At 64.1% G+C, this 26,229-nt stretch carries 23 protein-coding genes; 15 read left to right on the forward strand and 8 right to left on the reverse strand.

The annotated features are described in order from the left end of the window. Position 1: 1 nt before the first annotated feature. Positions 2-448, reverse strand: a complete 447-nt coding sequence (locus tag UC34_RS04165) for a VOC family protein (RefSeq protein ID WP_044454150.1) — start codon at positions 446-448, stop codon at positions 2-4. A 217-nt stretch (positions 449-665) separates the two neighbouring features. On the opposite strand from UC34_RS04165, the gene UC34_RS04170 reads away from it, so the two are divergent. The 3 genes from UC34_RS04170 (at position 666) to UC34_RS04180 (ending at position 3,492) form a co-directional block, all read left to right on the forward strand. Then, positions 666-1,163 (forward strand): TetR/AcrR family transcriptional regulator, encoded by a 498-nt coding sequence (locus UC34_RS04170; RefSeq protein WP_237165231.1) that lies wholly within the window; start codon positions 666-668, stop codon positions 1,161-1,163. Positions 1,164-1,325: 162 nt separating this feature from the next. Beyond that, positions 1,326-2,921: a DHA2 family efflux MFS transporter permease subunit gene (locus UC34_RS04175; protein ID WP_044454154.1), complete on the forward strand. Its 1,596-nt coding sequence runs from the start codon at positions 1,326-1,328 to the stop codon at positions 2,919-2,921. A 4-nt stretch (positions 2,922-2,925) separates the two neighbouring features. Then, entirely contained in the window at positions 2,926-3,492 is a 567-nt protein-coding gene (locus tag UC34_RS04180) for a MarR family winged helix-turn-helix transcriptional regulator (protein WP_063389818.1), read from the forward strand. A gap of 7 nt (positions 3,493-3,499) precedes the next feature. On the opposite strand, the gene UC34_RS04185 is transcribed toward UC34_RS04180, so the two are convergent. Continuing rightward, positions 3,500-4,771 (reverse strand): amino acid deaminase, encoded by a 1,272-nt coding sequence (locus UC34_RS04185; protein WP_044454156.1) that lies wholly within the window; start codon positions 4,769-4,771, stop codon positions 3,500-3,502. Between the two features lie 163 nt (positions 4,772-4,934). Here UC34_RS04185 and UC34_RS04190 point away from each other — a divergent pair, with 163 nt between their 5' ends. The 5 genes from UC34_RS04190 to UC34_RS04210 all read left to right on the forward strand — a co-directional run bounded on the left by UC34_RS04190 (position 4,935) and on the right by UC34_RS04210 (position 8,998). Next, positions 4,935-5,816 (forward strand): MurR/RpiR family transcriptional regulator, encoded by an 882-nt coding sequence (locus tag UC34_RS04190; RefSeq protein ID WP_044454157.1) that lies wholly within the window; start codon positions 4,935-4,937, stop codon positions 5,814-5,816. Position 5,817: 1 nt separating this feature from the next. Then, a complete protein-coding gene (locus UC34_RS04195) occupies positions 5,818-7,326 on the forward strand; it encodes an N-acyl-D-amino-acid deacylase family protein (protein WP_044454159.1) in 1,509 nt (502 codons plus the stop codon). Between the two features lie 57 nt (positions 7,327-7,383). Next, complete coding sequence (locus UC34_RS04200; RefSeq protein WP_044457733.1) at positions 7,384-7,770, forward strand: RidA family protein; 387 nt, start codon at positions 7,384-7,386, stop codon at positions 7,768-7,770. Positions 7,771-7,986: 216 nt separating this feature from the next. Beyond that, positions 7,987-8,490: a hypothetical protein gene (locus UC34_RS04205; protein ID WP_157123021.1), complete on the forward strand. Its 504-nt coding sequence runs from the start codon at positions 7,987-7,989 to the stop codon at positions 8,488-8,490. Continuing rightward, positions 8,477-8,998 carry a hypothetical protein gene (locus tag UC34_RS04210; protein ID WP_157123023.1) on the forward strand — a complete coding sequence of 174 codons (522 nt, stop codon included), beginning with the start codon at positions 8,477-8,479 and terminating at the stop codon, positions 8,996-8,998. Before UC34_RS04205 ends, UC34_RS04210 begins: the two co-directional genes overlap by 14 nt. Before the next feature lie 38 nt (positions 8,999-9,036). Here UC34_RS04210 and queF read toward each other — a convergent pair whose 3' ends face one another. The 4 genes from queF to UC34_RS04230 form a co-directional block, all read right to left on the reverse strand. Beyond that, the gene (gene queF / locus UC34_RS04215) at positions 9,037-9,864 is read right to left on the reverse strand and encodes an NADPH-dependent 7-cyano-7-deazaguanine reductase QueF (protein ID WP_044454165.1); all 828 of its coding nucleotides are present in this window, start codon (positions 9,862-9,864) and stop codon (positions 9,037-9,039) included. Next, the gene (locus UC34_RS04220; RefSeq protein ID WP_044454167.1) at positions 9,851-10,801 is read right to left on the reverse strand and encodes a 5'-nucleotidase; all 951 of its coding nucleotides are present in this window, start codon (positions 10,799-10,801) and stop codon (positions 9,851-9,853) included. Before UC34_RS04220 ends, queF begins: the two co-directional genes overlap by 14 nt. A gap of 47 nt (positions 10,802-10,848) precedes the next feature. Further along, positions 10,849-12,378: a threonine ammonia-lyase, biosynthetic gene (ilvA, locus tag UC34_RS04225; RefSeq protein WP_044454169.1), complete on the reverse strand. Its 1,530-nt coding sequence runs from the start codon at positions 12,376-12,378 to the stop codon at positions 10,849-10,851. A gap of 121 nt (positions 12,379-12,499) precedes the next feature. Next, complete coding sequence (locus UC34_RS04230; protein WP_044454171.1) at positions 12,500-13,120, reverse strand: nucleotidyltransferase family protein; 621 nt, start codon at positions 13,118-13,120, stop codon at positions 12,500-12,502. A gap of 154 nt (positions 13,121-13,274) precedes the next feature. Between UC34_RS04230 and UC34_RS04235 the strand changes: the two genes are divergently transcribed. Beyond that, on the forward strand, positions 13,275-13,883 hold the full coding sequence (locus UC34_RS04235) for a YqaA family protein (protein WP_044454172.1): 609 nt from the start codon (positions 13,275-13,277) through the stop codon (positions 13,881-13,883). A gap of 100 nt (positions 13,884-13,983) precedes the next feature. Here the strand turns inward: UC34_RS04235 and UC34_RS04240 are convergent, their stop codons facing one another. Together UC34_RS04240 and UC34_RS04245 are read right to left on the reverse strand one after the other, a co-directional pair. After that, the gene (locus tag UC34_RS04240) at positions 13,984-16,209 is read right to left on the reverse strand and encodes a xanthine dehydrogenase family protein molybdopterin-binding subunit (protein ID WP_044454173.1); all 2,226 of its coding nucleotides are present in this window, start codon (positions 16,207-16,209) and stop codon (positions 13,984-13,986) included. A 17-nt stretch (positions 16,210-16,226) separates the two neighbouring features. Continuing rightward, a complete protein-coding gene (locus tag UC34_RS04245) occupies positions 16,227-16,685 on the reverse strand; it encodes a (2Fe-2S)-binding protein (protein WP_044454174.1) in 459 nt (152 codons plus the stop codon). A gap of 586 nt (positions 16,686-17,271) precedes the next feature. Here UC34_RS04245 and UC34_RS04250 point away from each other — a divergent pair. The 6 genes from UC34_RS04250 (at position 17,272) to UC34_RS04275 (ending at position 26,223) form a co-directional block, all read left to right on the forward strand. Then, positions 17,272-21,267, forward strand: coding sequence for a DUF3683 domain-containing protein (locus UC34_RS04250; RefSeq protein ID WP_044457734.1), 3,996 nt, complete (start codon positions 17,272-17,274; stop codon positions 21,265-21,267). 80 nt (positions 21,268-21,347) lie between these two features. Continuing rightward, positions 21,348-23,036, forward strand: a complete 1,689-nt coding sequence (locus tag UC34_RS04255; RefSeq protein WP_044454175.1) for a Na+/H+ antiporter — start codon at positions 21,348-21,350, stop codon at positions 23,034-23,036. A 91-nt stretch (positions 23,037-23,127) separates the two neighbouring features. Beyond that, positions 23,128-23,565: an HIT family protein gene (locus tag UC34_RS04260; protein WP_044454177.1), complete on the forward strand. Its 438-nt coding sequence runs from the start codon at positions 23,128-23,130 to the stop codon at positions 23,563-23,565. A gap of 203 nt (positions 23,566-23,768) precedes the next feature. Next, the gene (locus tag UC34_RS04265; RefSeq protein ID WP_044454179.1) at positions 23,769-24,182 is read left to right on the forward strand and encodes a gamma-butyrobetaine hydroxylase family protein; all 414 of its coding nucleotides are present in this window, start codon (positions 23,769-23,771) and stop codon (positions 24,180-24,182) included. A 57-nt stretch (positions 24,183-24,239) separates the two neighbouring features. After that, positions 24,240-24,974: a bifunctional demethylmenaquinone methyltransferase/2-methoxy-6-polyprenyl-1,4-benzoquinol methylase UbiE gene (gene ubiE, locus UC34_RS04270; RefSeq protein WP_044454181.1), complete on the forward strand. Its 735-nt coding sequence runs from the start codon at positions 24,240-24,242 to the stop codon at positions 24,972-24,974. 262 nt (positions 24,975-25,236) lie between these two features. Next, on the forward strand, positions 25,237-26,223 hold the full coding sequence (locus UC34_RS04275; protein WP_044454182.1) for a Tim44 domain-containing protein: 987 nt from the start codon (positions 25,237-25,239) through the stop codon (positions 26,221-26,223). Positions 26,224-26,229: the final 6 nt, after the last annotated feature.

Below are 26,229 nucleotides of genomic sequence, written 5' to 3' on the forward strand. Positions count from 1 at the left end.
GTCAGACGGGCTTATCGCTGCAGTGACTCGTGTAGACGGTGATGCCGTGACCGTCCGGATCCTGCATCGAGAAATAGTGGTGGCCGTAGAGCGCTTCATTCGCGATTGGAGATGGCGAGTATCCCTTGACGATGAGGCTTGCCCTGTAGGATTCCAGGTCCGCTTTTGTCTGTCCCGCAATCATCAAATCGATTTTTTCGCTGGCGAAATCCGGTCGCTGACCCACCTGACCCGGCAGCAACGTATCGGTCGAATCGTCGCCCTTCCTGAACAGCAGCAAATGAGTGCCACCGCGCATCTCGACGATCGCCATTCCCGGAAAAGCGCCGAATGCGCGCAGTCCCAATTCCGTATAGAAGTCGTAGCTTGCGTCGATATCTCGTACTTTCATGACGAAGTGACCCAGTGCCAGGGCGGGCAAGCGCGTTTCGGTGCCGTGCGTGTTCATTCGTGAGTCCTCGGGGGAGTGAGCGACGCGGCAGTCTTGCATCACGCATATCTCGGCGTTAATCTGACTGCCCAGTCGGAAATATTATCCGACTGATCAGTCGGATAAGCAAGAGGGTGTCGTGACGCGAAGAAAAGAAATTGACAGAGAGCGGGTTCTGAATGCTGCCGAGGCCGTCATCTCCGAGTCTGGCGGCCGGAATTTCACGCTCGATGCCGTGGCGGAGCGTGCGGGAATCAGTAAGGGAGGGCTCGTATACACCTTTGCAACCAAGGACGCCTTGGTGCTTGCGATATTGGAACGAGAGATAGCGCGGTTTCAGGACGCGGTGCGTCGCCGGTTGGGCGACGCGCAAGCGGACCCGGTCGAATGGGCGCTGGCGTATATCGACGAAGCGCTTGGCGAGGATGACGCCACCACGCAAAAGGCGGCATTTCTCGTCACCGCGCTGGTACATGCGCCTGAAATGCTGGAACCGGTGCGACGCCATTACGATGCGCTACTCGAACCACTCCGTTCGAATCGCGCACCGGTCGGCGAAGTGCGCCAGGCGCTGCTCGCGGTCGAGGGGGCGTTTCTGCTGCGGGGGTTCGGGTTGGCCGATCTCACGGAAGACGAACACCAGTCCATCTTGCGCCACGCGCGCAAAAGCGTCGTCGCCGCCTCGGGAAAATCGACAGCTCGCCGCTCAGTCAAACCACAGGGGCAATCCTGACACCGGGGCGATCCTGCGTATGACGGCGGTCCCGCCGTTCCGAGATTGTGGGACGCGGGCGCGGAGTCCCTCGCGCACGGGGCTTGTATCGGGCGATCGCCCGAGACTACGCAGCTAACGTGCTAAAATGTTTGACTGATCAAACATTGATCCGTCCAAAAAATGGCTCCTAGTCCCAGTACCCCCCATTCGGCGGGGCAGGTGTTGCCTTTCCGGCAGTCGCTCGTGGCGATGCTCGGCCTTTGTTTCTGCACGATGCTCGTGGCCCTCGATCAGACGGTCGTCGGCACGGCGCTGCCGACGATCGTCGCGGAGTTGAAAGGCTTCGAGTATTACGCCTGGGTCGCGACGTCGTATCTCCTCACCTCTGTCATTACCGTCCCCATCTTCGGGCGCCTCGGTGATTTCTACGGCCGCAAACGCTTCGTCATGGCGGCGATCATCGTCTTTACTGCGGCGTCCGTGCTTTGCGGTGCTGCGAATAGCATGCCGTTTCTCGTTGTCGCCCGCGCATTGCAAGGCATCGGCGGCGGCATGCTGGTCGGCACCGCGTTCGCGTGCGTGCCCGAACTCTTCCCCGACCCGCATGTGCGCTTGCGCTGGCAAGTGCTGTTGAGTTCCGCGTTCGGGATCGCTAACGCCATCGGTCCCTCGCTCGGCGGTTTCCTCACGGAAGCCTACGGTTGGCGCTCGGTGTTTTACGTCAACCTTCCCGTCGGCCTGCTCGGTCTCTGGTTCGTGGCGCGCCACTTGCCGCACATGCGCGCCGAAGAGCACAGCAAGGCCAGTATCGACTGGCTCGGCGCCTTGCTCATCACGGCCGCGCTGGGCAGCTTGCAGATGCTCGTCGAATGGCTGCCGGCGGACGGTCTCTCGCGCGGTGTCGTCACGCTCGGCGTGTTGCTCATCGTCTCGTCGCTCGCCCTTTACTGGTGGGAGAAGCGCACGTCGCATCCGATCCTGCCCTTCGAGATGTTTCGCGACAGATCGCTCGCGCCGCTGTTCGTGCTGTCGGTATTCGCCGGGTTTTCGATGTTCGGATTGCTCTTCTACGCGCCGCTTCTGTTGCAAGGCGGGTTCGGGCTTTCACCGCGCGAGACCGGGCTGCTGATTACGCCGCTGGTGGTGTGTATCACCGTGGGCAGCATCGTGAATGGCCGTCTGATCACCCGCTTGCGCAAGCCGAACGTGATGCTCTATCTAGGCTTCTTGCTGCTCGCGCTGGCCTGCGCGGGCGTGATTACCACGCATCGCGGCACGCCGCACTGGCTGATCGCGTCGTACATGTTCGTTGCCGGTCTCGGCCTGGGCTTCGTCATGCCGAATCTCACCGTCTTCGCGCAGGAAGTGGCCGGACGCGCGCACCTGGGCATTGCCACCGCGCTCATGCAGTCGCTGCGCATGATCGGCGGCATGCTCGGCACCGCCATCGTCGGCACGCTCGTGAATCACAGCTACACGGGGCGTGTCACGGACGCCCTCGCGGCGAATGAAGGCGCCCGCTGGACGTCGCAACTCTCCGATCCGCAGATGCTTGTGAACGTTCAGGCCCAGAACGATTTTCTGATGACGCTCGCGCATATGGGACAGAACGGCGCGCTCTTCATCGAGGCGGCGCGCTCGTCGCTGGTCGCCGCGATTCACAATGGGCAGATGGTGTCGCTTGCGGCGGCGCTCGCCGGCTTGTGGTTCGTCAGACGCGTACCGCTCATTCGGCTGACGCGTGGCGTGAAGCCGCAACCGCCGGCAGGGGAGTGAGACGATGTCCACACCGCTCAAACGTAACGTCATCCAGCAACTCAGCCTGACGTATCGCGCGATGATGCTCGCCTTCGATGCGCAGGTCGGACACCCGCTGCCACGCTGGCGGATCATTCTCGCGCTCGCCGAGCGCGGCACGTGTTCGCAGAAGTTTCTCGCCGAGCATTGCCGACTCGATCCGGCCTCGCTCACGCGTCAGTTGCAATCGATGGAAGCCCTCGGCTGGCTCACGCGCGCGACCGACCCCAACGATAACCGTCTGACGAACGTCACGTTGACCGAGGCCGGCATGGCCGTGCACGACGAGGCGACGCCGCGCCGTCAGGCGTTTTTCGACGAGACGCTCGAAGGCATGACCCCCGACGAAATCGCCACGCTGGAGAGCGCGCTGACGCATCTGGAAGCGCAATTCAAGTCGGTGGCCTCCAGGGCGAAGGCTGGGGCGTCTCAGGCGGCCGAAGGGAAGACCGCCGGCGGTGACGGCGCCGATGGCGCACCCGCACCTGCACCTGCGCCCACATCCACACCTACGCCAGCGCGCAAACGCACACCGCGAAATCCGGCGTAGTCTTGCGTCAGAAGAACGTCTGTACGATCTCGACGACGTTGTAATCGCCATCGACGACCGGCAAATGACGCCACTTGTCGAACGTGAGGCACGGATGCGAAATGTCGAACGCGATCATGTCGCCCACGCGAATGTCGTCGCCCGGCGCGATGCGCAGGTACGCATGCTGATCCATCATGCCGGTGACTTCCCAGTGCTCGGGTGTTGGCGTCGGGTGTTGGCTCTGACCGGGACGAAACTGCTGCGCCGGCGCCGGCATGCCTGCATCGAACGCCGCATCGCGCTTGCCCAGCGCAATGATCGCGCGCTCCGGTTCCGGGATCGACTGCACGTAAGCCCACAATTGCAGCGCGGGCTGGAGTTGCGAGCGCATCTGCTTCGCGATCGGATTGCGCGTGGCGATCTGCGCCTGTGCGGCCTTGTAGATGCCCACGTCGTGCGTCAGGTAGCACCCCGGGCGTAGCACGACATCGAGCGGTGCGCCCACCTCCTTGTGCGCGAATTCGTCGGCAACGACGTCGTACCATGCCGATCCCGCCCCCGAGAGCACGGCCGGGGAGCGCTCGATGCGCCCCGCTGCGATCAGCTCACGTGTCATGCTCACCGCGCGTTGCAGAAACGCACGGATGTCGGCTTCGGTGCTGAGCACGCCCTCATAGACTTCCACGCCGGCCAGCTTGACGGCGTCCTGATATTGCGAGAGCGCATCGAGCACTGCTTGCTGTTGCGCCGCGTCGCGCACACCGGTGCGCCCGCCCGTCACGCCCAACTCGATGAGCACCTGGATCGTCTGGCCGCGTGCGCGGAAGAACTCGCCCAGATGTGCGACGGCGGCGGCGGAGTCCACCAGACAGAAGAACTCGAAACCGGGGTCCTTGAGCAAGTCGGCGATCATCGCCATGTTGCGCTTGCCGACGAGTTGGTTCGCCATGAGCACGCGTCGTACGCCATGGTGATACGCGGCGAAGGTCTGCTGCGCCGTGGCGAGCGTAATGCCCCACGCGCCGCCGTCGAGCTGACGGCGGAACAGCTTCGGGGCCATCGTCGTCTTGCCGTGCGGGGCGAGTTTCACGCCGTACTCGTGCACGAAGCGCTGCATCCACGCCAGGTTGTGACGGATCTTGTCCTCATACAGCACGGCCGTGGGCAAGCTAAGGTCTTCGTTGAGCAGGTTCCAGCCCAGACCCGTTGTCGCGGACGGCGCGAGCGGGGCCTCCAGCGCGCCCAGACCCTTGTTGAGGGTATCGATCATGCCATGCTGATAGTTTGTATCACTCATTGGGAATCCTCCAAGGTTCAGTGCGCCGACAACTGCCAGATGACGCCTATAATAACGTTTAATTACCAGCATTTGACAGATTTGTTATAAAGTAACAAAAATCGTCGAAAGACTTCCAGAAATCGCTTAATCGGCGCATCGTGACGCCGTGCAGACCGGAGATATGGCCGAGACCTTCGATATCGTGACGCGCGTTGCCGAACGCAGCGACGTGCTCAGTCAGGCAGAACGCAAAGTCGCTCAGGTGGTGCTGGAGGACGTTGCGGGGGCGGCGGCGGCGTCGATCAACGTGCTTGCCGAGCGTGCCGGTGTGAGTGAAGCCAGCGTAACGCGCTTTGCCAAGGCGATGGGCTGCCGCGACGTGCGCGACCTCAAGCTGCGACTGGCGCAGGCGGCCGTCGTGGGGCAGCGGTTCCTTGGCGCGAGTGCCGCCAACGCACAGGACGGCGCGGTCGAATCCATCGACCGGATCGCCGACGATATCCAGACGACGCTGCAAGTGCATCGCGGTCTCATCAAGCCGGAGACGGTGCGACGCGCGGCCACACGTTTGCTCTCGGCGCGCATGATCTATGCGTTCGGTATGGGCGGCGGCTCATCGCTCATGGCGGATGAAGCGCGTTACCGGCTCGTGCGTCTGGGGCGACCCGTGGCGAGCTATCAGGACGCCGTGCTCGCCCGCATGGTGGCCGGGACCCTGGGGCGCGACGATGTCGTCATCGCCTTCTCGGTGAGCGGTCATACCCCGGAACTGGTGTCCGCGTGCGAAATCGCCCGGGAATACGGCGCACAGGTGGTGGCCGTCACGGCCACGGGCTCGCCGCTCGCCGCGCTGGCGGACGACGTGTTGCCGATCCGCGCGCTGGAAACGGATTTCATTTTCAAACCGTCGTCGTCGCGCTACGCGATGCTGCTTGCGATGGACGTGCTGGCTACAGAGCTGGCACTGCTCGCCAAGCCGCAGAGTCAGGCGCTATTGCGACGGATCAAATACGTGCTCGACACGCATCGGGGCGGCGGCGATCGTCAGCCTCTGGGAGACTGACATGACTGACCGCCTCGAACATCGCACGGTCGATACACTGGATAGCCTGGATACGCTGATTACCAACGTTCGTCTGGCGGACGGCTCGGGCGCGCCCATGACGGACGAACGTTTCGACGTCGCCCTGCTCGATGGCCGGATCCACACGGTCGCGCCAGCGGGGACGCTGTCCGGCCGGCACGCGACGCAACACATCGATGGGGAGGGCAATGTGCTGAGCCCCGGTTTCATCGACGTGCATACGCATGACGACACCAACGTCGTTCGCGCGCCGGAGATGACGCCGAAACTCTCGCAGGGGGTGACGACGGTCGTCGTCGGCAACTGCGGCATCAGCGCGTCGCCGGTCACGCTCAAGGGCGACCCGCCCGACCCGATGAATCTGCTCGGTGAGGCCGGCGCGTTTCAGTATCCGACCTTCAAGGCTTATGTCGATGCGCTCGAAAAAGCGCAGCCCGCCATCAATGTCGCGGCGCTCATTGGCCACACGGCTTTGCGCAACAACCATATGGACCGCCTCGACCGTGCCGCGACCGAAGCGGAAATCGAAGGCATGCGCGCCCAGTTGCGCGAGGCGTTGTCGCACGGTGCGCTGGGATTGTCGACGGGGCTTGCCTATGCCAATGCGAACGCCGCGCCGACCGAGGAAGTGCTGGCGCTGGCCGAACCGCTCGCAGAAGCCGGCGGTTTGTACGCGACGCACCTGCGAACCGAGTTTGCCGAGATTCTCGAAGCGCTCGACGAAGCCTTCCGCATCGGTCGCCACGCGCGCGTGCCGGTGGTCGTCTCGCATCTGAAATGCGCGGGCGTCGACAACTGGGGGCGCAGCACCGAAATTCTGGAGGCGCTCGACAAGGCGCAGCGCTTCCAGCCGGTCGGTTGCGACTGCTATCCGTACACGGCAAGTTCGTCGACGCTCGACCTCAAGCAGGTCACCGACGACTTCGACATTCTCGTGACATGGTCGCAGCCACATCCCGAGCAGGGCGGCAAGCTGCTCGCGGCCATCGCGGCCGACTGGGGCGTGGACCTGATGGAAGCGGCGAAGCGTCTGCAACCGGCGGGGGCCGTGTATCACTGCATGGAAGAAGATGACGTACGACGCATCTTGCGTCACCCGGCAACGGTCGTCGGCTCCGACGGTCTGCCCAACGACCCGCTGCCGCATCCGCGTTTGTGGGGCGCCTTCCCGCGCGTGCTGGGTCGCTACAGCCGCGAGCAGGGACTGTTCCCGCTCGCGCAGGCCGTGCACAAGATGACGGGGCTGTCGGCAGAGCGCTTCGGTCTGAGCGAACGGGGCTTTGTCCGGGAGGGTTACTGGGCCGATCTGGTGCTGTTCGATCCGGCCACCGTGGCCGACGCCGCGACCTTTACCGATCCCATGCAACCCGCCTACGGTATTTCGGCGGTGTGGGTCAACGGCGTGCTGTCGTGGCAGAACCGCGCACCCACGCAGAATGCGCGCGCCGGACGCTTCGTGCGTCGCGGCACGCCCCAGCCGGCGCTTTGAGCAGGCGCGCTGCGCCGGTGTGTTGACAACGATTCGTTCAAAGGAGTGATGATGAGCATCAAACGATATGGCGTGGAAGGCGGGCAGGGCACGGGCGGCCAGCGCATGCCCTTCGCACGCGCAACCGAGGCCGACGGCTTCCTGTTCGTGTCGGGCCAGACCCCGATGAAAGATGGCGAAGTGATCGACGGGGGCATCGTCGCCCAGTCGCATCAGGCCATTCAGAACATGATTGCGATCCTGACGGAAGCCGGTTACGGCACCGAGCACGTTATGCGCATCGGCGTGTGGCTCGACGACCCGCGCGACTTCGCGTCGTTCAACAAGGTGTTCAAGGAGTACTTCGGCGATCATCCCCCCGCACGTGCCTGCGTCGTATCGAGCATGGTCATCGACTGCAAGGTCGAAGTGGATTGCGTTGCCTACAAGAAGCCTGCGGCATAAGTCGCGAGCCGGAAGGCAAAGGGCACATGAAGAAGCCGACGGTCACCGTCGGTTTTTTTTCGACGTGCGCTCGTTGCGTCGTGTTCTCGTGTTGACCGATACGTACGTCACCGTTTCGCAAAGTTCACGGTTTACCTTCGATGGCGCGACCGTCTGGCCTCGCGCAATCTTCAGCTTCCCAATGTGACGATGTGAATGGCCAAATGGAGGCAGAGGATGAGGCAAGGACCTATCGACGGCGCGGGACCGAGTGCGCCGGTGTACCGGGCGGCAGTCGAGTCTGCGGAAGATGCGCGTATCACGATCGATTTCCCCGCGACACCGGACGACGTTCGTCTGCGCTCGCAGACCATGAGCCGCCTGTCTCAGGCGGGTTGCGTGACGGGCCTCACGGGGCTGGCCGTCACCATCCTCGGCATGGTGGGGCTGGCCGGGGGCGCGTATCTCTGTCTGGACGCCGCCGCAGAGGTCGACGACACCGAGACCGCCGAACACAACCGCTGGGTCGGCTTCGGTCTGGGCGGTGGCATGGGGACGTTGTCGGCGCTCGCGGTGACGTTCGGTCTCGGTCAAGTGTGCCTTTGCCTGAAGGCACGGCGCGAGGCAGAGCAGGAAATGGGGACGATAAGCACACGGGTTCACTTCACCGCGCCGAGACAAGGCGTGCTTCACGAGCGCCGTCAGGAGAGACGCGATGAGAGCCGCTATGAGCGTCGTTAAGATGATGCCAGGTCCGGTGCCGTCATCCGCGTTCGTGGCCAGGGAGATCGAAGCGGCCCTCAGGTTGCTCGACGATGCCGGGAAGCAGCGCGAGGCGCTGGGGATGCCAGTGCCGGGGGCGTGGGATGCCAGCCAGTGCGACGCCGTCTATCGCTGCGGCTACGGGGCGTTCGAGCGGGGCGACTTTGCGCAGGCCATCGAGTGCTTTGCGCCGTTGCTCTCGGCCTGCCCGCTGGTCGCCGACTACGCGGTCGCGCTGGCGTTGTCGATGCAGCGTCATGGCGCGCCGAAGGCGGCGCTACCGCTTTTCATGGCGGCGGCGCTCATGGACGAGCAGGCGCCCGGGCCGATGTACCGGGTCGGCGAATGTCTCGTCGAACTGCGGCAATTCGATGCGGCAGGTCGCGCGATGAAGGAAACGCTGCACCGTTGCGCCGCGCAGCCGAAGTACGCGAACGTCAGGAACGCCGCGCTGCGCATGATGGCGCGGGTAGGTTACCTCGTCTGACGGCGCCGACGGGTCCGGGCGACCCGTCGTCTTCCCTTTTACTGACGCGCGGTACGCGCATTGTCCGGCATCGGCAACGTGAAGTTGGTGCGAAACGGATTGATGTCGAGACCGCCGCGTCGCGTGTAGCGCGCATACACGGCCAGTTGGCTCGGTTTGCACTGACGCAGAATGTCCATGAAGATGCCCTCCACGCATTGCTCGTGGAAGCCGGTGTGACGGCGGTACGAAATCACGTACTTGAGCAGGCCTTCCTGATCGATCGGCGGGCCGACGTAGCGAATCTGCAAGCTGCCCCAGTCGGGCTGGCCGGTGACCGGACAGTTCGACTTCAGCAGATTGGACACGAGTGTCTCGTCCACGTGCGGCTCGTCGAACGCGGCAGTGAGCAGCGAAGCGTCCGGCACGTAGATGTCAGTGTCCACGTCCAGCCGGTCAACGAGCAGACCGTCGAGTTCGTCAAGCGCAAGCTTGCCGAAGCCGCTCGGATCGGTGAGCCGGACCTGTACGGGGGCGCTGGCGGCTTCCGACAGGTCCTGCTGAATGAGCGCGCGCGCGGCATCCAGATTGGCGAGCTTCGTTTGTGCGAACGAGCCGAGGTACAGCTTGAACGACTTGGACTCGATGATGAAAGGCGAGTCTGCCGGCACGATGGCCGTCAGGAGCGCGATCTGCGGTTTGCCCTTTTCATTGAGCCACGAGAGTTCGTAGCCGTTCCAGATGTCGGCGCCGAAGAACGGCAGCGTGTCCGGCACGCCGATCTCCGCTCGCGCGGGGGCACGGGCAATCGGGAAGAGTTGCGAGGGGTCGTAATGCTCGGTGTAGGCAACTTCCTTGCCGAGCGTGGATTGTTCAGGCGTGGTCATGATTGGCAATGCCACTGATGACGTGTCCGGTCGGGCTGACCCGGGCGGCCGATTCGCAGTGGCGTGTCTGATCGTCGAAGAAGAAATCGGGCTCGAACTCGCGCAGAAATGCGCCCTTGTCCAGCCCGCCCAGGAACATCGCCTCGTCGATGTCGATTTTCCAGTCCATCAACGTGCGGATCGCGCGTTCGTGCGCGGGGGCCGAGCGCGCTGTCACGAGTGCGGTGCGAATCCTGATCGGGACCTCGTGCCCCGCCAGCGTCTGCAAACGATGCAACGCGAGCAGCAACGGTTTGAACGGCCCCGGCGGCAGCGGCGTTGCGGCGCGCTCGATCTCGTGTTGCTGAAAGGCGTCGAGACCGTTGCGCTGGAAGATCCGCTCGGCCTCGTCGGAGAAGAGCACCGCGTCGCCGTCGAAGGCAATGCGAATTTCGTCGGGATGCAGTTCGGCCTTTTTCGCGGAGTCCGGATAGACCCGTGCGGCCGGGAAACCGGCGGCAAGCGCACTGCGCACGTCGCGCTCGTTCGCCGAGAGAAAGAGGTGCGCACCCAGGGCGTTGAGGTAGCCGAACGGATCGCGCCCGCGCGTGAACACGCCGCGCTCGATCTTGAGATCGACCTGCCGCGCTGAACGGAACACACGCATGCCGCTCACGGGATCGTTGCGCGAGAGGACGACGACTTCCACGCGATGCCGGTCGTTCGCCCCGCCCGTATGGCCGTCGCTGCCCCCATTGAAGGCGAGCAATTTCTGCACGAGCGGGAAGGCGACGCCCGCCGGCGCGGGTTTGTCGAGCCGGTCGAGCTGGTACTGCATGTACGACTGGTCGTCGCCACTCGCCACGCCGGCCTCGTACACGCGGTTCTCTTCTTCGAAGTCGAACAGCGCGCGCGAGGATATCGCGACAACGAGTTTGTTCTCGAGCGTGATGGGCATGGCGAGGGCGATTTCCTTTGGAGATGTCGTGGACCGGGCGCGGCGCTTTACCCGAGGAACAGCTTGTACACGGGGTTGTCGCTTTCGTCCCAGTAAGGATAGCCGAGCGTGGCGAGGAAGTCGCGGAACGCGGCCTTCTCGTTGTCCGGCACCTGAATGCCCACGAGGATGTTGCTGTAATCCGCGCCTTGATTGCGGTAGTGGAACAGGCTGATGTTCCAGTTCGGGCTCATCGCCGAGAGGAACTTCATCAGCGCCCCGGGGCGTTCCGGAAACTCGAAGCGATACAGCACTTCATGGCTGGCGAGCGCCGAGCGTCCGCCCACCATGTAGCGGATATGCTGCTTGGACAGTTCGTCGTTGGACAGGTCGAGCGTGGGGAAGCCATGACGCTCGAAGCCCGAACGGATGCGCTCGCCCTCGTCGCGGTTGTGCATCTGGATGCCCACGAAGATATGGGCGCTGGACGCCTCGCTAATTCGGTAGTTGAACTCGGTCACATTGCGGCTGCCCACCACTTCGGTAAAGCGCTTGAAGCTGCCTCGCGCTTCCGGAATGGTGACGGCGAACACGGCTTCGCGCGCTTCACCGACTTCGGCGCGCTCGGCCACGAATCGCAGGCGATCGAAGTTCATGTTCGCGCCGGAGGTGATCGCCACGAGCGTTTCGCCCTTGAGCTTTTCGCGCTCGGCGTAGAGCTTGGCGCCGGCCACGGACAGTGCGCCCGACGGTTCGAGCACGCTGCGGGTGTCCTGGAAAACATCCTTGATGGCCGCGCAAAGCTGGTCGGTATCGACACGCACGACTTCGTCGAGATACTCGCTGCACAGGCGGAACGTTTCTTCGCCGACGTACTTGACGGCGGTGCCGTCCGCAAACAGGCCGACGTCGTTGAGCAGAATGCGCTCGCCGGCGTGGATCGACTGCGCCATGGCATCCGAGTCCACCGATTGCACGCCGATGATTTTGATCTCGGGGCGTACCGACTTGACGTAAGCGGCGACGCCGGCCGCCAGTCCGCCGCCGCCGATCGGCACGAAGATGGCGTGCAGCGGCCCCTGATGCTGACGCAGAATTTCCATGCCGATCGTGCCTTGACCCGCGATGACGTCCGGGTCGTCGAACGGCGGCACGAACGTCAGGCCGCGCTCGGCTTGCAGCGTCATGGCGTGGGCGAAAGCGTCGCTGTACGAGTCGCCCGCCAGCACGACTTCGACGGCGCGACCGCCATGCGTTTTGACGGCGTCGATTTTCACCTGCGGCGTGGTCACCGGCATGACGATGACGGCCTTGCAGCCCAGACGCGCGGCGGAATAGGCGACGCCCTGTGCATGATTGCCCGCAGACGCCGTGAGCACGCCGCGCTCGCGTTCGGCCTCGCTGAGGTTCGCCATCTTGTTGTAAGCGCCCCGAATCTTGAAGGAGAACACCGTCTGATTGTCTTCGCGCTTGAGATAAATTCGATTGTGCAGCCGCATCGAGAGCGTGCGGGCCTGCTCGAGTTCGCTCTCGTGGGCGACGTCGTAGACTTTGGCGGTCAGGATCTTCTTCAGGTAATCGGGAGCTGCGTCGGACATGATTTAAGGCTTCTTCAGGTTAGGCACATCAAGGAACAAAAGGACAATGATAGACCAGCACTTCCGCCGGGGCGGTCGCGCTTGGTCTTTCGGGGAGAAACGGGAAAGGGGAGTGCGCGCCCTAGCGTAGGTCGTCTGGGGTGTCGATGTCGCGCACGATTCCGGCGTCGTCGACATCGACGATCGTAATGTGCTCGCTAATCAACAGGTCGCGCGCGCCAATGTCGCCATCGAGGGCGGCCAGACGCGAGGTGTAGGCGGCGCCGAACGCGACCGGGTGGCCGCGTTGTCCCTGATAACTCGGTGCGACGATGGCTTCGGGCGACGTGAGGCCGTTCGCGACCGCGCGCAAGGTGTTCGGGTGGATGTACGGCATGTCGGCCAGCGCCACGAGCCAGCCGTCGAGATGTTCGAGCCCCGGGGGCGGATCTTCGTCCACGGCGGCGTTGATGCCGGCCGAGAGCGTGGCCCCCATGCCGCGCTTGGTGGCATGGCTCATCACGACTTCACAACCCGCTTGCAGCAGCACGTTTTCCAACTCGGCCGAATCCGGGCGCACGACCGCGATCACGCGCGGCAACGCCGCCAGCAGCGCGTGGGCGCTGGCAAGGGCAACGGGTCGGTTCAGGGGATCGCCGGGCAGCGGCGCGAGCAGCTTGTTCCGGCGCCCCGCCGCGTCGAAGCGGGTACCGAGTCCGCCTGCCAGTAGAATGGCCACGGGCGGCGTCGAGGGTCGGGTCATGGTCACGCATTATGCGCCAGACTTTTCGTTTCTGCCAAACGAGTGGGGGCAGGGGGCCGGTTGCAGTGACCGACCGGCTGGTCGGTTTGGGATGGGCGCACCTGCTGCGCTTTTTTTGCGTTCTTGGATCGCTTTTCGTTTTTTGCGGAGTGGCATGGAGTCGTTCATCACCTGGCTGCTGGGCGTGTTGGCGCTGCCCGGCGTTGGCTTGCCTGCCATTTTTCTCGTCTCGTTTCTCTCTGCCACGTTGCTGCCGATGGGCTCCGAGCCAGCGCTCTTCGGATACGTCGCGCTCAATCCGCATATGTTCTGGCCCGCCATCGTGGTCGCAAGCGTGGGCAACACGCTGGGCGGCATGCTGGACTGGTGGATGGGATTTGCCGCGCGTCGCGCGTATGTGCGGCTCAAGGCGCGTCGTCGGGCGCATGCGCGGGCAGCGCTGGCGAACGGTGGTGTTGCGGTGACGGTGGATCTGCCCGGTGGAAAGGGCGACACCGATGGCAAAGCGCCGATGAACGAGCGCTACCGCCGGTGGATGAAGCGCTTCGGGCCCCCGCTGTTGCTGCTCTCGTGGCTACCGGTGGTCGGCGATCCGCTGTGCACGCTTGCCGGATGGCTGCGGCTGTCATGGCGGGCCTGCCTCGTCTACATCGCCATCGGCAAGACGCTGCGCTACATTGCTATCACCTACCTCATGCTTCGTGTGCCGGAGTCGTTCTGGCAAGGCGTTTTCGCGCCGCTCAAACACTTGCTCGTCGGATGACGAAAAAGGGGCCCGATCCGACGTTTGTCACGCCGCATCGGGCCCCCTCGCCCCCTCGTGCTCATGCGACTTGCTGACGTACCGATGCGCCGACGATGGCTCAGGCCGTCGTCGTCAGGTCGAACGGCAACGCGCGCAGCCGTTTGCCCGTCAGGGCGGCGATGGCGTTGGCATATGCCGGTGCGAGCGGCGGCAGACCCGGTTCGCCCATGCCCGTAGGCGCATCGCCCGAGGCCACGACATGCACGCTGATGGCCGGCATGTCGGTCAGACGCGCCACCGTGTACTGATGGAAGTTGCTCTGCTCCACCTCGCCTTGCTTCAGCGTGATCGCTGCGCCCGGCAAGGTCGTGCCCAATCCCATCAACGCCGCGCCCTCGACCTGTGCGGCCACCGTCAACGGGTTCACAGCGAAGTTGCAATGCACCCCGGCCACCGCACTGACCAGTCGCGGCGCATTGTTGCGCATCTCCGCCACGACGACGTATGCGACGACCGAGTCGAACGACTCGTGCACGGCCACACCCCACGCCTGACCGTCGGGCAGCCTGGTCTTGCCGTATCCCGAGCGCTCGACCGCCAGGGCCAGCGCATCGCGATGCCGCGGGTGCTTGTCGCCCAGCAACGCATAGCGATAGGCCACCGGATCCTGGCCGGCGTTCTTCGCCAACTCGTCGATCAGCGTCTCCATGACGTACGCCGTGTGGGTGTTGCCCACCGAGCGCCACCACAGCACCGGCACGTTGACCTGCGGGCTGTGCAGCGTGAGACGTAACGGCACGGCATATGGCGTGCCGGAGACGCCCTCCACGCTCGTGCCGTCGATGCCGTTCTTGACCATCATTTTCTCGAACGGCGTGCCCTGGAGAATCGACTGGCCGACGATGGTGTGATTCCACGCGAGCACGTTGCCCTTGGCGTCGACACCGATCTCCGCGCGGTGCACGTACATCGGGCGGTAGTAGCCGCCGTGAATGTCGTCTTCACGGCTCCAGATCACCTTGACCGGCTCGCGATGGCCCGCGCGACGCCACGCCTTCGCGACCTGCGCCGCTTCGACGCCGTAGTCCGAGGTCGGCACCGCGCGACGGCCGAATCCGCCACCGGCCATCAAGGTGTGCAGCTTGACCTGCTCGGGCTTGAGGTCGAGCGTGCGGGCGATGGCGGCCTGATCGACGGTCTGGAACTGGGTGCCGGTCCAGACTTCTGCGCCCTTGTCCGAGAGTTGGACGGTGCAGTTCAGCGGTTCCATCGGCGCATGCGCGAGGTACGGGAAGCTGTACTCGGCGACGATCGTCTTCGGGGCGCCCTTGAGTTTGGAGACGTCGGTGTCGATGGCGACGATGCCGGGCGTCTTGGCCAGTTCCTTGAATCTGGCCAGCTGCGCGGTCGTGTCGACGTGTTCGACGCCGCTGGTGTCCCATTCGGCCTTGAGCGCCTCGCGGCCGGTTTTCGCCTGCCAGTAGCCGTCGGCGATGACGGCCACGGCGGTGCCGCCCCGGTCGTCCGGAATCTCCAGGACATCGCGCACGCCCTTGATGGCTTTCGCCGCCCTGGCGTCGAACGACTTCACTTTGGCGCCGAATACCGGCGGGCGGGCGACGACCGCGACTTTCAGGTTCGGCAGCTTGAAGTCCATGCCGTACATCGGCGTTCCCGTGGACTTGGCCCTGGCGTCCAGGCGGCGCGTCGGCTTGCCCAGCAGCCGGAAGGTCGACGGATCCTTGAGCGCGACATTGGCGGGCACGGGCAACGCCTGCGCTTTGGCGGCGAGGCTGCCGTATGTCGCGCGCTTGCCGTTCGGGCCGACCACCACGCCGTTTTCCGTGCGCAACTGATCTGCGGGCACCTTCAATTGCTGCGCGGCCGCCGCAATCAGCATGGCGCGGGCCGAGGCCCCGATGCGACGATATTGCATCCACGAGTGAGCGACGGAGCCGGAGCCGCCCGTCATCTGGATGCCGAACATGGGGTCCTTGTAAGCCTCGCCGGCCGGCGCCAGTTCGCCGCGCACCTTGGCCCAGTCGCAATCGAGTTCTTCGGCGACGAGCATTGGCAGCGCGGTCTGCACGCCCTGACCGAAGTCGAGGCGGTTGACCTGAATGGTGACGGTGTCGTCCGGGGCGATATGGACGAAGGCGGACGGCACGACGGGGGCTGCCGCCGCGCCTTGCGCGCTCGCCGTGCGCATCATGCCCGGCAGCGACATTTCGAGCATCAGGCCGCCGGCTGCGATGGCGGACGTCTTGAGGAAACCGCGACGGCTCACGCCGGCGAAGTCGCCCACGGCCACGCCGGGACGTTGGGAGAAACGAAGTTCACGCATTTCGGTGTCTCCTCGTCTCAGGCCAGCGACGCGGCGGCGTCTTTGATGGCCGCACGAATGCGGGCGTAGGTGCCGCAACGGCAGAGGTTGCCGGCCATGGCGGCGTCGATCTGTTCGTCGTTGGGGGTCTTGTTCTCGCGCAGCAGGGCGGTGGCGGACATGATCTGCCCGCTCTGACAGTAGCCGCACTGGGGCACGTCGTGCTTGACCCAGGCGTCCTGCACGGCGCGGCCGACCGGGTCGGCGCCGACGTTCTCGATCGTGGTGATCTTCTTGCCTTCGACGGCAGACACCGGCGTGACGCAGCTTCGGATGGGCGCGCCGTCCATATGGACGGTGCAGGCCCCGCACAACGCCATGCCGCAGCCGAACTTGGTGCCGGTCATGTTCAGGGCGTCGCGCAGGGTCCAGAGCAGGGGAGTGGCGGGGTCGACATCGACCTTCACCGGTTTGCCGTTCAGTTGGAACGAAGCCATGGATGCACCTCTTGATGGGTGGATAGGGGCGGGGACCGCTAGAACATACTCCCATTCCCCGGAAATTTCAGTTCGGAAATGTGTTGCAAGCCGTTGTATCTAAACGGATATAGCGCATGACGATTGTGGTGGAAGTCGCAGGGATGATGGCGATGACAGTGGGCGAGGGCACGTCGTGAAGGCGGCATCAACGTAGCGATGAGGGCGGTGCATCGCCTGCAAAGAGTGGATTCGCGCGCCTTGCGGGGGATTTCGGTGCGGCGCCGACGTGTTGCGGTGCAATGAAGTACAATTCGACCTACATTCCCCTACCAACACTTTCCCAAGCCGGAAGAAAGATCTGGGCATGCGCAACAACTGCCTCACCCCTCTGTGCTTCTGCTCGATGACCGGACACGATTCGTCATCGACGTCCTCGCACGGCAGTCGTCGATCTCGTTGACCGCAGATCGTCCGTTGCCGGCCCGCGCGCCTCTGTCGCGCTTGCGGCCGGCATCTTCAGCGCATACCCGATTTTGACTTTCGGCGCGTCTCGCGAGACGAACGCCGACGGCGGATGCACCGCCGCACTGACGAGCCCGACAAGATGAACGCACCCTTGCCTGCCTTCGAGCCGCACGACGCAAAACATGCCGTAGCCGCCCAGCCGCCGCGCCTGCGCGAAATTCCCTACAACTACACTTCGTTCTCGGACCGCGAAATCGTCATGCGCCTGCTCGGCGCGGACGCCTGGGCGATCCTTGACGAACTTCGTGCCGAACGCCGCACCGGCCGCTCGGCGCGCATGCTTTACGAAGTGCTCGGCGACATCTGGGTGGTGCGTCGCAACCCTTATCTGCAAGACGACCTGCTCGACAACCCGAAGCGTCGCAAGCTGCTGATCGACGCGCTCGAGCACCGCCTGAACGAAATCGACAAACGTCGCCGTGCCGACGTGGCCGAGCATGCCGACGCGCATGGCCGCGAACGCGCCGCGCGCGTCGAGCAGCTGGAAGTCGCCGCGCGCCGCGCCGTGGCGGAGTTCGCTGCCGAGTTCGACAAGATGGCGGAGTTGCGCCGTCGCGCGAAGAAGGTGCTCGGGCGCACGACCGCCAGCGACAACATCAAGTTCGATGGCCTGTCGCGTGTGTCGCACGTCACCGACGCAACCGACTGGCGCGTAGAGTACCCGTTCGTCGTGCTCACACCGGATAGCGAGCTGGAGATGGCGTCGCTGGTGAAGGGCTGCTTCGAGTTGGGCCTCACGGTGATTCCGCGTGGCGGCGGCACCGGTTATACCGGCGGCGCGATTCCGCTCACGCCCTTCTCGGCTGTCATCAACACGGAAAAGCTCGAACAGCTCGACGAGGTCGAATTCATTCAGTTGCCGGGGGTGGACAAGCCCGTCGGCACGATTTTCTCGGGCGCGGGTGTGGTGACGCGCCGCGTGGCCGAAGCCGCCGAGCGAGCCGGTCTCGTGTTCGCCGTGGACCCGACGTCGATCGATGCGTCGTGCATCGGCGGCAACGTGGCCATGAACGCGGGCGGCAAGAAGGCCGTGCTGTGGGGCACGGCGCTGGATAACCTCGCCTGGTGGCGCATGGTCGATCCGCAGGGCAACTGGCTCGAAGTCACGCGCCTCGATCACAACCTGGGCAAGATTCACGACATTCCGGTCGCCCGCTTCGAACTGAAGTGGTACGACGGCAATCAGGCGCCGGGCGCCGCATTGCTCAAGACGGAACTGCTGGAAATCGAAGGCAAGCGCTTTCGCAAGGAAGGGCTCGGCAAGGACGTCACGGACAAGTTCCTCGCCGGGCTGCCAGGCATTCAGAAAGAAGGCTGCGACGGCCTGATCACGAGCGCGCGCTGGATTCTGCACAAGATGCCCGCGCACACGCGCACGGTGTGTCTGGAGTTCTTCGGTCAGGCGAAGGAAGCGATTCCGAGCATCGTCGAGATCAAGGACTACATGTTCGCGCAGACGGCGGCTGGCGGTGCGATTCTCGCCGGTCTGGAGCATCTGGACGAGCGCTATCTGCGCGCCGTGGGCTACGCTACGAAGTCGAAGCGCAATGCGTTCCCGAAGATGGTGCTGATCGGCGACATCGTCGGCGACGACGACAACGCGGTCGCGCAGGCTACCTCGGAAGTGATCCGCATGGCCAACGGCAAGAGCGGCGAGGGCTTCGTGGCCGTGTCGGCCGAGGCGCGCAAGAAGTTCTGGCTGGATCGCTCGCGGACTGCCGCGATCGCGCGCCACACGAACGCCTTCAAGATCAACGAAGACGTGGTGATTCCGCTGCATCGCATGGGCGAGTACACGGATCACATCGAACGCATCAATATCGAGCTCTCGCTCAAGAACAAGCTGCAACTCGTCGACGCGCTCGAAACGTTCTTCGAGGCGGGCAACCTGCCGCTCGGCAAGACGGACGACGCCAACGAGATTCCGTCGGCCGAACTGCTCGAAGACCGCGTGCAAACGGCGCTGACGATGCTTCGCGAAGTCCGCGCGCGCTGGGAATTCCTGCGCGACAACTTCGAAATGCCGCTGGCCGAGGCGATTCCGCTGCTCAACCGTCACGGCATTCGCGAGATCAACGTCGCGCTCAACGAGCGTCTGCAAAAGCAGCCGGAAACGCGCCTCATCGACCTGCTTCAGGACCGCACGGTGCGCATTTCGTGGAAGCAGGAGATCCGCGCGGAGCTGCGCCAGATCTTCACGGGTGGCGAGTTCAAGCCGATCCTCGACGAGGCGCAGGCGATTCACAAGCGCGTGCTGCATGGCCGCGTCTTCGTCGCCCTGCACATGCACGCCGGCGACGGCAATGTGCACACGAACATCCCGGTGAACTCGGACAACTACGAGATGCTCCAGGATGCGCACAAGGCCGTGGCCCGCATCATGGACATCGCGCGCTCGCTCGATGGCGTGATCTCGGGTGAGCACGGTATCGGCATCACCAAGCTGGAATTCCTGACCGAAGCCGAAATCGGCGAGTTCCGCGCCTACAAGCTGCGCGTGGACCCGGAAGGGCGCTTCAACAAGGGCAAGCTGCTTAACCTGCCCGAACTGCCGGCCGACCTGCGTAACGCGTACACGCCCAGCTTCGGGCTGATGGGTTACGAGTCGCTCATCATGCAGCAGTCGGATATCGGCGCGATTGCCGACAGCGTGAAAGACTGCCTGCGTTGCGGCAAGTGCAAGCCGGTGTGCGCCACGCACGTGCCGCGTGCGAACCTGCTCTACAGCCCGCGCAACAAGATTCTGGCGACGTCGCTGCTCATCGAGGCGTTCCTGTATGAAGAGCAGACGCGTCGTGGCGTGTCGATCAAGCACTGGGACGAGTTCAACGACGTGGCCGATCACTGCACGGTCTGCCACAAGTGCGCCACGCCCTGCCCGGTCAAGATCGACTTCGGCGACGTGACGATGAACATGCGCAACCTGCTGCGCAAGATGGGCAAGAAGAAGTTCAACCCGGGCGCGGCTGCCGGCATGTTCTTCCTGAACGCGACCAACCCGGAGACGATCAACATCACCCGCAAGGTGATGATCGACTGGGGCTACAAGGCGCAGCGTTTCGGCGCGGACATTTTCAAGAAGATTGCGAAGAAGCAGACGGCGCATCCGCCGGCAACGGTCGGCAAGCCTGCGCTGCGCGAGGAAGTGATCCACTTCGTCAACAAGAAGATGCCGGGCAACCTGCCGAAGAAGACGGCGCGCGCGCTGCTCGACATCGAAGACAACAAGGTGGTGCCGATCATTCGCAACCCGAAGGCCACCACCGTGGATTCGGAAGCGGTGTTCTACTTCCCGGGCTGCGGCTCGGAGCGTCTGTTCTCGCAGGTTGGTCTGGCCACGCAGGCCATGCTCTGGCACGTGGGCGTGCAGACGGTGCTGCCGCCGGGCTACCTGTGCTGCGGTTATCCGCAACGCGGGTCGGGGCAGGGCGAGAAGGCCGAGAAGATCGTGACGGACAACCGCGTGTTGTTCCATCGCATGGCCAACACGCTGAACTACCTCGACATCAAGACCGTGGTGGTGTCGTGCGGGACTTGCTACGATCAGCTCGCCGGTTATGAATTCGAGAAGATTTTCCCGGGCTGCCGCATCGTGGACATCCACGAATATCTGCTCGAGAAGAACGTGAAGCTCGAAGGCGTGAACGGTACGCGCTACATGTATCACGACCCGTGCCACACGCCGATCAAGACGATGGACCCGGTCAAGCTCGTGAACCAGTTGATGGGTAGCGAGAACGACGGCTACAAGATCGAGAAGAACGATCGTTGCTGTGGCGAATCGGGTACGCTGGCGGTCACGCGTCCGGACATCTCGACGCAGATCCGTTTCCGCAAGGAAGAGGAGATGCGCAAGGGGGCGGCGAAATTGCGGGTGGACGGCAAGGTGGACGATGTCAAGATCCTGACGAGCTGCCCGTCGTGTCTGCAAGGCCTGTCGCGCTACAACGAGGACGCGGATGTCACCGCCGACTACATCGTCGTCGAGATCGCCAGGCACGTGCTGGGCGATCAGTGGCTGGTGGACTACGTCAAGGATGCGAACAACGGCGGTATCGAACGCGTGCTCGTCTGATGCTTTTTTTGCCCCCTCTGCCCCAGCTGCGCCTGGCGGGCAACGCGGCCGATGCCTGACCGACGGATCACGGAGGTGGCATGGAGGTAGTCTACACAGCACTGATCCTGCTGTTCGTGGTGGCGCTGACCGGCGTGCTGGTCAGCTTCGTCCGGTTTCTGCCCGTGCCGCTCGTGCAGATCGCCGTGGGTGCCGCGCTCGCTTATCCGGGCGCGGGCCTGCACATCGATCTCGACCCTGAGATCTTCTTCCTGCTGTTCATTCCGCCGCTGCTCTTCGCCGACGGCTGGCGCATGCCCAAGCGCGAGTTCTGGCACCTGCGGGTGCCGATCATCGCCATGGCGCTCGGTCTCGTGATCTTCACCGTGCTGGGCGTGGGCTACTTCATCCACTGGATGATTCCCTCGATTCCGCTGGCGGTCGCGTTCGCACTCGGTGGCGTACTCTCGCCGACCGACGCCGTCGCCGTCTCCGCACTCACCGGGCGCATGCGCATGCCTACACGGCTCATGCACGTGCTCGAAGGCGAGGCAATGATGAACGACGCCTCCGGTCTGGTGGCCTTCAAGTTTGCTTTGGTGGCCGCCACGACCGGCATCTTCTCCATCGGCAACGCCACGTTCTCGTTCTTCGTGATCGCGCTGGGCGGCCTGCTCGCCGGATGGGCGGTGACCTGGCTGTTCACGCAATTCCATCGCCGCGTACTCGACGCGTCGACCGAAGAGCCCGCGACCGTCGTGCTGCTCCTGCTGCTCATGCCGTTTGCCGCCTACCTGCTCGCGGAGCATTTCGGCTTTTCCGGCATTCTCGCGGCGGTGGCTGCAGGCATGACGGTCAGCTCCACGGATCTGCTCAACTCTCGCACGGCCACACGCATTCTCGGCAACGGGGTGTGGTCGATGCTCGAATTCGTCTTCAATGGCGCCGTGTTCGTGCTGCTCGGCCTGCAATTGCCCGACATCGTGCGCGCGGCGCTGCGTCCGAGCGAACACCTTTGGGGCACGCTGGTAAATCTGGGCGAGCTGATGTTCTACGTTGGCGCCATTTCGGCGGTGCTGATCGTGCTGCGCTTTTGCTGGGTGTGGGTGGCGTGGCGTGTGATGTATTTCCTCGGCATGCGTCGCGGAGAAATCACGATGAAGCCCGGGATTCGCTTCACCGGTGTGACGGCGCTGTCCGGTGTGCGCGGTGCGGTGACGCTCGCCGGTGCGCTTTCCGTGCCGTTGGCGCTGCCGGGCGGCGCGCCGTTCCCGGGGCGCGATCTGCTGATTTTTCTCGCCGCCGGTGTGATCCTGCTCTCGCTCATTGGCGGCAGCCTCGGACTGCCGGTACTGCTGCGCGGCGTGCGCTGGCCGGTCGAAGACCCGCGCAATCGCGAGATGGGCGAGGCGAGGCTCGCGGCGTCGGAGGCGGCGATTCGTGCCGTCGAGTCGTTGCAAAAGGTGATTGCGAAGTCGGGCGACGAACTGGATACGGCCGTGTGCGCCGAAGCCGCCGCCCGCGTGATGGGTCGTTATCGCCGCACGCTCAATGCGTCCACGGCCACCGACGAGATGCGCGAGCGCGCGGTGCGTGAGGTGGAAGTCGAGCGTCGTTTGCGAGCGGCAGCGTTGCAGGCCGAGCGCGTGGAGTTGTCGCGCCTGCGCATTACGCACCGCATCAACGACGAGACGCTGCGCGAATTGCTCAGCGAAATCGATTTTGCGGAGCTCGCGCTCGGGCCGGTCGATCCGGCGACGGGCAAGCGCCGAAAGGGCAGGAAGCACTGACGTGCGTCACGCGCGCAACGCTGCGACAACGCGCGATCGTCCGAGATGATGTGCGGTGGTGTGGGAATGGCCAATGCAAGGGAGAGCGAGGATGGAGTGTCCGTTTTGCGCCGGTGACGGCGGTGAAGTCGTGTGGCGCGATGCGGTGCTGCGGGTGGTGCTGGCGAACGAAGCCGGTTATCCGGGGTTTGCCCGCGTGATCTGGCACACGCACGTGGCCGAGATGAGCGATCTGCCGGAGACCGCGCGCGAACATGTGATGCGCGCCGTGTTCGCCGTCGAGACGGCACAGCGCACGGTGATGTCGCCGCACAAGGTCAACGTGGCGAGTTTGGGCAATATGGTGCCGCACGTGCATTGGCATGTGATTCCGCGTTATCGCGACGACGTCCACTTCCCCGGTTCCGTGTGGAGCGCCCCGCAACGCGAATTGCCGCAGGCCGTGATCGCCGAACGCTCGGCGTGGATGCCCGCGCTGCGCGTGGCCATCGTGGCAGAATTGGAGCGAATCCCGGGATGGCCGGGGTAAAAGGCCGGGGTAAAAGGCCGCGGTAACTGGCCGGTGTGAATGGATGGGGCGCCCGATACGACGCGTCGGGCGGCATGACCGCTCACGCCTGAGCGGCTATACTGCCCGCCGATGTGCGATACGATGCGCCGCTGCAGGCGTCACTGAATGTGCCATCCAATGTGCCATGACCCGGCACGCGATGAATTTTCTGGAGCAAGACCATGGCTGGGCTGGAGAAAGACACGCCGATTCCCGTTTCCCTGACGCTGCATCGCGCTTCGAAGGTGCTGGAACTCGGTTACGAAGACGGCAAGACCTACCGCCTGCCGTTCGAATTGCTGCGTGTGCTCTCGCCCTCGGCGGAAGTGCGCGGTCACGGTCCGGGGCAGGAAACGCTGCAAACCGGTAAGCGCGATGTCACGTTGAACGGCCTGGAGCCGATCGGCAATTACGCGGTGCGTCCCGTGTTCTCGGATGGACACGACACCGGCATTTATTCGTGGGACTTCCTCTACGAGCTGTGCGTGCGACAGGACGCGCTGTGGCAGGAGTACCTGGACAAGCTCGCGGCGGCCGGCGTCGATCGTGACACGCCGATGCCGTCGCCGTCCGCCGGTGGCTGCCACCACCATTGAGGTTGCGGCGATGCGCGCCTGAGCGTGCGCTCGCTTACATGATTTTGGAGATGTGCAATGGGTGATCAGACCCACTTCGGTTATGAAACCGTGGACGAAAAGGAAAAGGCCGGCAAAGTCGCCGAAGTCTTCCATTCCGTCGCGAGCAAGTACGACATCATGAACGACCTGATGTCGGGCGGCCTGCACCGCATCTGGAAGGCGTTCACGATCGGGCGCGCCGCTGTGCGCCCGGGCTTCAAGGTGCTCGACATTGCGGGCGGCACGGGTGATCTCTCGAAGGCGTTCGCGCGCCAGGCGGGGCCGAGCGGCGAAGTCTGGCACACCGACATCAACGAATCGATGTTGCGCGTGGGGCGCGACCGTCTGCTCGACGACGGCATCGTCACGCCGTCGCTGCTGTGCGATGCGGAGAAACTGCCGTTCCCGTCGAACTATTTCGACGTGGTGAGCGTGGCGTTCGGCCTGCGCAACATGACGCACAAGGATGCGGCCCTTGCGGAAATGCGCCGCGTGATCAAGCCGGGCGGCAAGGTGATGGTGCTGGAATTCTCGAAGGTCTGGCAGCCGCTGGAAAAGGCGTACGACGCCTATTCGTTCAAAGTGTTGCCATGGCTCGGCTCGCGCATTGCGGGCGATGCCGACAGCTACCGCTATCTGGCCGAGTCGATTCGCATGCACCCCGATCAGGAAACGCTCAAGTCGATGATGGAAGACGTCGGCCTCGAGCGGGTCGAGTATCACAACCTGACGGCTGGCGTCGTAGCGCTGCACATCGGCCGCAAGTTCTGAGTACACGCTCACTTACCGGCCCATCTGGCATATACGACACATCCGACAGACCTGACACGCCAGACCCGATGCTGCGCCCCGGACCGTGGAAAATTTCCACGCCGGGGCGTTTTGTCTGGAATCCCTAAGAACAAGCTAATTTTGCTGTGGCAGAATCGCCCGACGCCTTATCTGGTTTCAGTACGTAAAAAGCGGCTGAACCATTTGGGTTGACGTCTGTCAATAGACAGCAACCTATAAACTCCACGGAGAGACCAGAACGATGTTCCAGTTCCTGAAAAACAAGCTGTTGTTGGGCGTTGTGGCCGGCGTAGTGGCGGTCGGCATGACGATCGCGGACGCTGACGCCAAGCGCGTTGGCGGCGGCCGGAGCATCGGCAAGCAGTCCAACACCGTGACGCAACGTCAGGCAACGCCGCAACAACCGGCGCAAGCCGCACCGGGCGCCGCCCCGACGCAGGCAGCACCGGCTGCCGCCGGCGCAGGCGCCGCGGGTGCGGCCGCCGCCGCCAAACCGGCCAACCGCTGGCTCGGGCCGATCGCCGGTCTGGCCGCCGGTCTCGGTATCGCCGCGCTGCTGTCGCACTTCGGCATGGGCGGTGCGTTTGCGAGCATGATGGCCAACGTCATCATCATCGCGTTGATCGCCTTCGCCGTGATGTGGATCATTCGCCGTTTCCGCGGCAACAAGTCGCAGTCGCAGACGCCGGCCTATGCGGGCGCAGGCAACGACGCTTCGAACAATTCGCTGCGTCAGTCGTGGGAAGACGAGTCGCGTCAGCAACCGGCCCAGCCGTCGCATCCGGCTGGCGCATCCGCCCTGCCGGTGGCCGCTGGCGCCGCAGCGGGCGCTGCCGCCACGGAGTCGTTCGGTGTGCCGGCCGGTTTCGATACGGAAGGCTTCCTGCGCAGCGCGAAGGTGTACTTCAACCGTCTGCAAGCCGCATGGGACAAGGGCGATCAGGCCGACATCAACGAGTTCACCACGCCGCAGATGTTCGCGGAAATCAAGATGGACCTCGAAGAGCGCGGCAAGTCGACCAACCGTACGGATGTCGTGCAGCTTGACGCCGAACTCCTTGGTATCGAGCAGTCGACCAGCGAGTACATGGCCAGCGTTCGCTTCTCGGGCCTGATCCGCGAAACCGAAGGGGCCGCCGCCGAGCCGTTCAACGAGGTGTGGAACCTGACCAAGCCGGTGACCGGCAACGGCGGCTGGGTGCTCGCCGGGATTCAGCAGCTCAGCTAAGCTGGC

The organism is Pandoraea vervacti, from assembly GCF_000934605.2.
Lineage (GTDB): Bacteria > Pseudomonadota > Gammaproteobacteria > Burkholderiales > Burkholderiaceae > Pandoraea > Pandoraea vervacti.